The organism is Burkholderia sp. ZZQ-2 (assembly GCF_050768715.1).
GTDB classification, from domain to species: domain Bacteria; phylum Pseudomonadota; class Gammaproteobacteria; order Burkholderiales; family Burkholderiaceae; genus Burkholderia; species Burkholderia cepacia.
Genome location: NZ_LDVA01000353.1, coordinates 1 through 6,051, shown reverse-complemented (window position 1 = coordinate 6,051; position 6,051 = coordinate 1). Strand labels below are relative to the sequence as shown.

Sequence of the window (6,051 nt, the reverse complement as noted above, 5' to 3'; positions counted from 1 at the left end):
GTGATAGCAAGACCTTTGAGCATGATGGCCTCTAAGCTGAATAGGTAAAGTGGAGGGATGCGATTTCGAGTTGCCGCACTGGCTACCGAGCGAAATGTGCTTCGAGCTTGTCGTGGATCTCGCGCGGGACGCCTTGCTAGGCTTGAACGCTGATCATCGGGTGAACGCCGAATTGCGCTTGCAACTGGTCGAGTGGCACCGTCGCAACCCACTCGGCATGCTTGCTGAGCGCGTCCATGACGAACGGCTGGGCAAGCGCGCCATATCGTGAAAAAGTCATGATGTCGGTGAGACATTCGAGATTTGTCATGGCCGGTCGGGTCAGGTGGAAATAAGGAAGCGCCGAGAACCGAGTTTCGAGATGGCGTATTGCTGTTCGAGCGAGGGGTGATCGGCCAGTAGCCGCTCCAGATCGATCGATGACGAATCCTTGCTGCGCTTGAACGAGACCGAACCGGTTTCGAACAGGGCGCGCGTGGCATCACCCATGGCTTCCTGGATTGCTTGCTTGAACTGCGCCTCGAGCTGCTGGCGCGTCTCGATCTCGGTCCGTACGGCGACCAGATCGGCAAACACGGAAGACAGGTGACGATCACCGCTGAAATCGATCGTTTCGCCGTTGCCGGGATACAGATGGCGTAGGGCGCGGTCGGCCGACTCCGATCCGTCGGCGGGCGGTGGCGTATCGCTCTCCACGAAACGCCAGAAACGGGCTTCGAGTTCGACCAGCCGCTTGATCAATGCCTCGTCCCGTTCGATCCGATGAACTTCCAGTGCCTGGCCGCACAACAGGACGGCGACGTGTGCAGCAGATTTGCCTGTTACTGCAAGCTGATGCTGAACCTGAATTTGTACGTACTCGGGCACGCCTTCCCGCCAGAGCCGGGCCCCGAACTCTCCCGCTGTCTTACATTCGAGAATCTGGACGTCGGGCACGCCAACGATCTCCCGGTCGAGGTTGGCGAGCATGAAAGGGATCGTCGGGTGACGCAGCACGGCGTTGATCCGTCGAACTCGATTGCCGGTCTGCTTGGTGTAGGACGCGGCGACAATAGGTTCGAGTAACGTGCCCCAGTAGGTCGGCGAACTTGTGTCGTCCGGATCGGGCCCGGGCAAACCGTCCGCGCGGCCGGTCTTGTCGAGCCATAGCTCAAGCGGACTCATATAGGGATTCAGGCCCACTGCTGCCGCGGCGTCCGATCCACCAATGCCGGTGCGTCGAACCGCGAGCCAGTCCTCGCGCGATAGCTCGGCGGTTCTGGCAAGCTTCAATGCAGGGCGTCGCGAACGAACGCGACTGGATGGTATGCTCATGAAACCTCCAGAAACAGAACGGCCCGGCAGGCGAACCTGACCGGGCCGGGGTGAGTGAATACGAGACGGGAGCTATACGACGAGCTTGAGCGCTTCGTCCCAGGCTTTTTGCTTGATAAGCGCGCCTTGCCCGAACCATGCGGCATCGCGCCGGTGGTCGTCGCTGCGAGCGCGGCGATGGTGGTCGACATACTCGGTGATGCTGTTGAGCAGCCCCCAAGCCGTACCGGATGCGGAGGGCAGCTGCGCACCTTTGCCGCGCCCGGCATAGAGTTCGCTCACCGCACGGAGTGCCCGTTCGTTGACTGTCGTCCCGTCACGCTCGCCGGGATTCGTGACGGTGTAGGTCAGCACCCGCCGGAAGAAGGCATCGGCAGCCGAATCGGTTACCTTGCGCTCGGCCATCGCCTTCGTGCGGACCATGAATGCATCCCACGACGACACGGCGATTCCGAGCTGACGTTTGACGGCGGTGGCATCGAACTGCGAACGATGGGGTACCTTGACGACACCCGTGCCGTCACCGAGCGCGATCGCCAGCGTGTTGTTGCAGACAACTCGGACCGAGGTGAATTGCGCCGTCGTGGCGAGTGTGCCATCACAGGCGGTCGCCAGCAGCAGATAGCCTTTGACGTTATCCTTACCCTTCAATATGCCGGATTGACCGGTGTTGGCGAGTGCCCAGAATTTGCGACCCTCCTTGAGCACGCCAGCCGTTTCGAGTTCGAATCCGCCGACTTCCGTCAGGTCTCGGTAGAACTCGAGGATCTCGCGGGGTTGGACGACCTGATAGCGCGCGGAGACAACGGACAACGGTGCCTTGGTATCCGACCGATACAGCACCTTCTGGTCGGGAAAGGCGTGGATCGAGCCGATGCCGGCGGAGCCGGACACGTACCGGACTTCGGACGATTCGATCGACCAGTTCATACCGGCGCGATCGGCCCAGACGTCGATCGGTTGGTTGGCGGCGAGGCGGTTGCCGAGACCGTGCCAGGGCTCTCGACCGACGTAGGCCATGGTTTGGAGGAGATGCATTGAATACTCCTTTTCGATAGAAATGGCATAGCGCCCGACTAATGTCGGGCAGATTGGTTTGAATGAGCGGGGAGCGGAAGAGGCGGATGGCGAGAACGACTGCCACGACGGCGGTGATCAGCGGTATTGCGCGCCGAAGGTGTGACCGCACGATACGCACCGGTAATTGTCGAGAAGACTGTCGTCAAGTACGCCGCCGACAGCGGAACCAGCGACCGAGCCGGCTGCGCTGCCAATCAACCCGGCGATGACGGCGCCCGTCAGGCCACCGAACACAGCGCCAAGCGGACCACCAATGGCACCGACGGCCGCGCCCGCCTCGGCCCCGGACAGCGCCATGGCGACACCGCTCGTCGCGCCGGCGACGCTGCCAAGCGTACTGCCAGCTTTCCGGCCGACGTTGAGCACGTCGACATGGGGGGAGTCACATTGAGGACAGGCTCGTGTCTCTCCGCTAGGCGACAGAGCCCCTGTCGCCCACGCAGGCGCGTACGAGAAGTGAGTGGAATCGGTAGCTGTTGTTTTGGACGAATGGGGCGTAGCCGGGAACGACGATGGAGAGTCGAGAGGTTCGTTGCGTGCTGGCGATTCAAAACGGCGTCGAAAGGATTGGGTTTCGAACGATTCACTGTCGTCGGGAAATGGATCGGGTAAACAGCGAGTGGGGTAGTCTGATGTCTGAGAGGATGTCGGCGGCGTATGTCGAAAAGCATGTAGTGCGTGATCAGGGTAGGGGGTTTGGGCTTCCCATTCTTCGATCGTTGGATCGAGTAGCTCGTACTGAACCGGGGAGGTAACGGTGATAGGTGTAGGCGACGTTGGGGTGGGCGTTGGAGTTGCGCGCCGCCTGAGAAACAGCAGGATGCCGGTAGAGATAAGAATTGCGACAACGGCATTGCCAATGGCGAAGGTAAGAATGGGATGCATGGGGAGTTCCTGAGCGAAGTGCGCCGATGCGGGAGTGCAGCGGTGGAGCGGCTGTAGCCAACCGTACTCAGATAGGTCATATGTGACCGAGAAAATCTACATTGACGCGAGAACACGAACGATAGGATGAGGAGGGCCGTGATTGACACGAGACAGGCTAGGCGTGACACGTCGGTCGGCTGCGGTGTGGCCGCCAAATGAACAAGCATGCCCTTCCCCTTGGGGCTTGCGGTTGCTATTTGCTGTGTTGCCTCCTTCAATTCCCGGCCCCATTCGACGTAGAATCGTCTGATAATTCGGTGGCTCGTTGCCGCTTGGGGTGTCGGAACAGGTAGGAATTTACGAGGACGTAGATGCAAGAGGAAGACGAGTTGCAGTCCAGGGTCGACCGCTGGTTAGGCAAACTGTCGTTGATGAGGCTTGCTCGCCACCAAGAAATCCTAGAGACCAATGCGGAGCTCCACACGGCCGAAGTCAACAAACGAGTTCAGGTAGCTAAAGCAGAGGGCTACGGTGAAGGAAAAGACGACGGTGACTCAGTGGGCTTCGATCGTGGCCTTGAGAAGGGGCGCGAGGAGGGGCAATTGTTGGAGCGCGCGGAGCAGGCGGAGGCTGCACGGCAGCGGGAGCAAACGGAGGCTCGTAGGCGGCAGCAGGAGGCGGCCGAACGTGCGCGCTGGCTCGTTGCCGACAAGCCAATTGGTATCGACGAGCGCATGTCAAGCGAGATCCGTCAGGACGTCGTCTCGTGTACCGGGCAGAATGCCCGTGATCGACAATGGGACATGATCTTGTCGAATCACCCGGCGACTACCGACCGCCTGGGGCGAATCATGCGGGTGGACCGTGGCCCAGCGTTCTCCGGGGCAACGAGCACTGAACCCTGGCAAGACCGAAGGCAAAACGGCGGCAACCCAACGAGTAAAAGGCGCAGGTACGGAACGCGACCAAGCGCCTATCTGTGCGAGTTCGGTTGACTATTCAGCGAGCCCTTATCGCCTTCTCCGACGCAAGCAGTGGCGCGTTTCCCCGCTTCTTGTACTTGCAGGCAGGGAAGTTGGAACAGGAACGAAACTCCCCATAGGGGCCGTTGCGCAACACCCGAACCCCTTGCTTGCACGAGGGGCATTCCTCCTCCTGAACGACCTGGTCGTCGGTGTCGGTGATCGACACCGCGCCGTCCTGCTCGAGTTCCCGCAAGAAGCTCGAACGCTGACCGCGTGCCGTGAACATGGCCCCACGCTGCGCCGCGCCCTAGTCAGGGCCACGTAGAACAGTCGGCGCTCTTCCCCGTCCGGGTAGTTGTCCCCGGCGGGCATGGCCAACGCCAGTACTGGATCGTCAGCGCGCGTGTTCGGGAAGCTACCGTAACCAAACCCATGTGGGAGCGCTGAGCTTCAGCAACGTGCCCGACGTTGTCCATAGGGCTTCTAGGACGGTGGAGCCGGGTGGCGATGTTGATTGGCATGGTTTGGCAGTGCTCTAAGATGCCTACATCACGCCTACACAGGCTTGATAACATATTTTCTTTTTAGGGTGTTACTCTATTAACGTATTGTTTTTAAATGTATTTTTTGTGTCTTGACTCGCGAATCTTGCGGATCTCGAGTTCGCGGATGCAGGTGGTGGCGAGCGAGTAACTCATGCGTCGCGAGATGAAAGGTGTAGGGAAATCAAGGTGATGACGGCCTGGCGATGCGTTTGATATCGACCCGCGCAGGCATCGGGCGGCGGCACGAGCGGGCGGGATGAAACACGAATTTTACCGTGGCGCGCATCGACGCCTTTCGAAACCGTCAAAACGCGACGCCGATGCGAATGGTCAGGCGCGGGCAAGCGCACCGGCTTTGCCACGGGACTCGGCGTTCCGGATTCGAAGGCAGGCACACCGGATCACGGTTGCCTTGACGTCGTGGCGCCGGCGCCGATCTGGAGCGCATACAGCTCGGCAACGTCGACCGCCTGACGGCTGCTGCGTTCGACCGATCCTTCTTTTGTCCACAGGAATGGATGGAAGCTGAAGCATTGATCCGTCGTCAGGCGCTGGACGTCGGCCTGCCAGCCGGGCCAGCGCATGCTCGCGTAGAAGTCGCTCAGCGTGTCGCCGAGCGACCATCGCACGAAGTCGCCGTACCCGATCCCGAGGGGCTCCCATTCCAGCGTGTCGGGTGCAAAGTAGTACACGGAACCCGTGTCGTCCCCGAGTGCGCCGCCGTTCAAGGCGAAGAATCCGCCGACGGCATCGTCCGCGACCAACAGAAAGCCCGAGGATCGTCCCTGATTCCAGCCGACGATGTCCCGGGGCAACGCGGGATGGCCCGAGCCGAGCAGACGAAGGTAGCCGCCGTCCACGAGCAGGCCGCCGGTCGAATAGGCGATGGCCCCCAGGAGCGATCGCGTGGTGACCTGAAGGGTGGACAGGATTTCGCCATTCCGGCCCGATGGCGGCAATATCTCGCAACGATCAGGCGCTGCCGCCGACCACTCGATCAATGACGGCAGGGCGGATTCACGCTCGTTGACCAGTTCGTCCAGCGGACGCATGTGTCTTCTCTCCAGGTGGTTCGGTTCGGCATGGGCCGAGCCGGGACGATACGGCCTGCACCGGCTGGTGCGGCATCAACGCGCCCCGACCGACGCGCGCAGTGCCGCGCCCAGCGTGCGCAGCGCCTGCCGGGCTCGCGCATCGGTCAGGCTCGAGTGGAGCACCACGTCGCGCGTCGGCAACGGCGGCAGCCCGTAGCGCGCACCGACGTCGACCGTGCCGGCGGG

The 6,051-nt window shown here is 61.3% G+C and carries 7 protein-coding genes; 1 reads left to right on the top strand and 6 read right to left on the bottom strand.

The features are described from left to right. Positions 1-136: 136 nt before the first annotated feature. From ABY44_RS34630 to ABY44_RS34615, 4 genes are all read right to left on the bottom strand, one after another. Positions 137-310 carry a hypothetical protein gene (locus ABY44_RS34630; protein ID WP_185723438.1) on the bottom strand — a complete coding sequence of 58 codons (174 nt, stop codon included), beginning with the start codon at positions 308-310 and terminating at the stop codon, positions 137-139. Positions 311-321: 11 nt separating this feature from the next. Then, on the bottom strand, positions 322-1,314 hold the full coding sequence (locus ABY44_RS34625) for a YqaJ viral recombinase family protein (protein WP_431643455.1): 993 nt from the start codon (positions 1,312-1,314) through the stop codon (positions 322-324). 72 nt (positions 1,315-1,386) lie between these two features. After that, positions 1,387-2,352, bottom strand: a complete 966-nt coding sequence (locus ABY44_RS34620; RefSeq protein ID WP_431643453.1) for a DUF932 domain-containing protein — start codon at positions 2,350-2,352, stop codon at positions 1,387-1,389. Positions 2,353-2,469: 117 nt separating this feature from the next. After that, positions 2,470-3,279: a hypothetical protein gene (locus ABY44_RS34615; protein ID WP_431643451.1), complete on the bottom strand. Its 810-nt coding sequence runs from the start codon at positions 3,277-3,279 to the stop codon at positions 2,470-2,472. Between the two features lie 353 nt (positions 3,280-3,632). Between ABY44_RS34615 and ABY44_RS34610 the strand changes: the two genes are divergently transcribed. Further along, a complete protein-coding gene (locus ABY44_RS34610; protein ID WP_431643449.1) occupies positions 3,633-4,256 on the top strand; it encodes a hypothetical protein in 624 nt (207 codons plus the stop codon). 4 nt (positions 4,257-4,260) lie between these two features. Here the strand turns inward: ABY44_RS34610 and ABY44_RS34605 are convergent, their stop codons facing one another. Then, positions 4,261-4,512, bottom strand: coding sequence for a topoisomerase DNA-binding C4 zinc finger domain-containing protein (locus ABY44_RS34605; protein ID WP_431643447.1), 252 nt, complete (start codon positions 4,510-4,512; stop codon positions 4,261-4,263). Between the two features lie 660 nt (positions 4,513-5,172). Then, entirely contained in the window at positions 5,173-5,823 is a 651-nt protein-coding gene (locus ABY44_RS34600; RefSeq protein WP_060171127.1) for a DUF2625 domain-containing protein, read from the bottom strand. Between the last annotated feature and the right edge of the window lie 228 nt (positions 5,824-6,051).

Coding starts and splice junctions, on each gene's coding strand:
- ABY44_RS34625 (WP_431643455.1), bottom strand. CDS start 1,314: ATGAGCATACCATCCAGTCGCGTTCGTTCGCGACGCCCTGCATTGAAG.
- ABY44_RS34600 (WP_060171127.1), bottom strand. CDS start 5,823: ATGCGTCCGCTGGACGAACTGGTCAACGAGCGTGAATCCGCCCTGCCG.
- ABY44_RS34605 (WP_431643447.1), bottom strand. CDS start 4,512: ATGTTCACGGCACGCGGTCAGCGTTCGAGCTTCTTGCGGGAACTCGAG.
- ABY44_RS34620 (WP_431643453.1), bottom strand. CDS start 2,352: ATGCATCTCCTCCAAACCATGGCCTACGTCGGTCGAGAGCCCTGGCAC.
- ABY44_RS34630 (WP_185723438.1), bottom strand. CDS start 310: ATGACAAATCTCGAATGTCTCACCGACATCATGACTTTTTCACGATAT.
- ABY44_RS34615 (WP_431643451.1), bottom strand. CDS start 3,279: ATGCATCCCATTCTTACCTTCGCCATTGGCAATGCCGTTGTCGCAATT.
- ABY44_RS34610 (WP_431643449.1), top strand. CDS start 3,633: ATGCAAGAGGAAGACGAGTTGCAGTCCAGGGTCGACCGCTGGTTAGGC.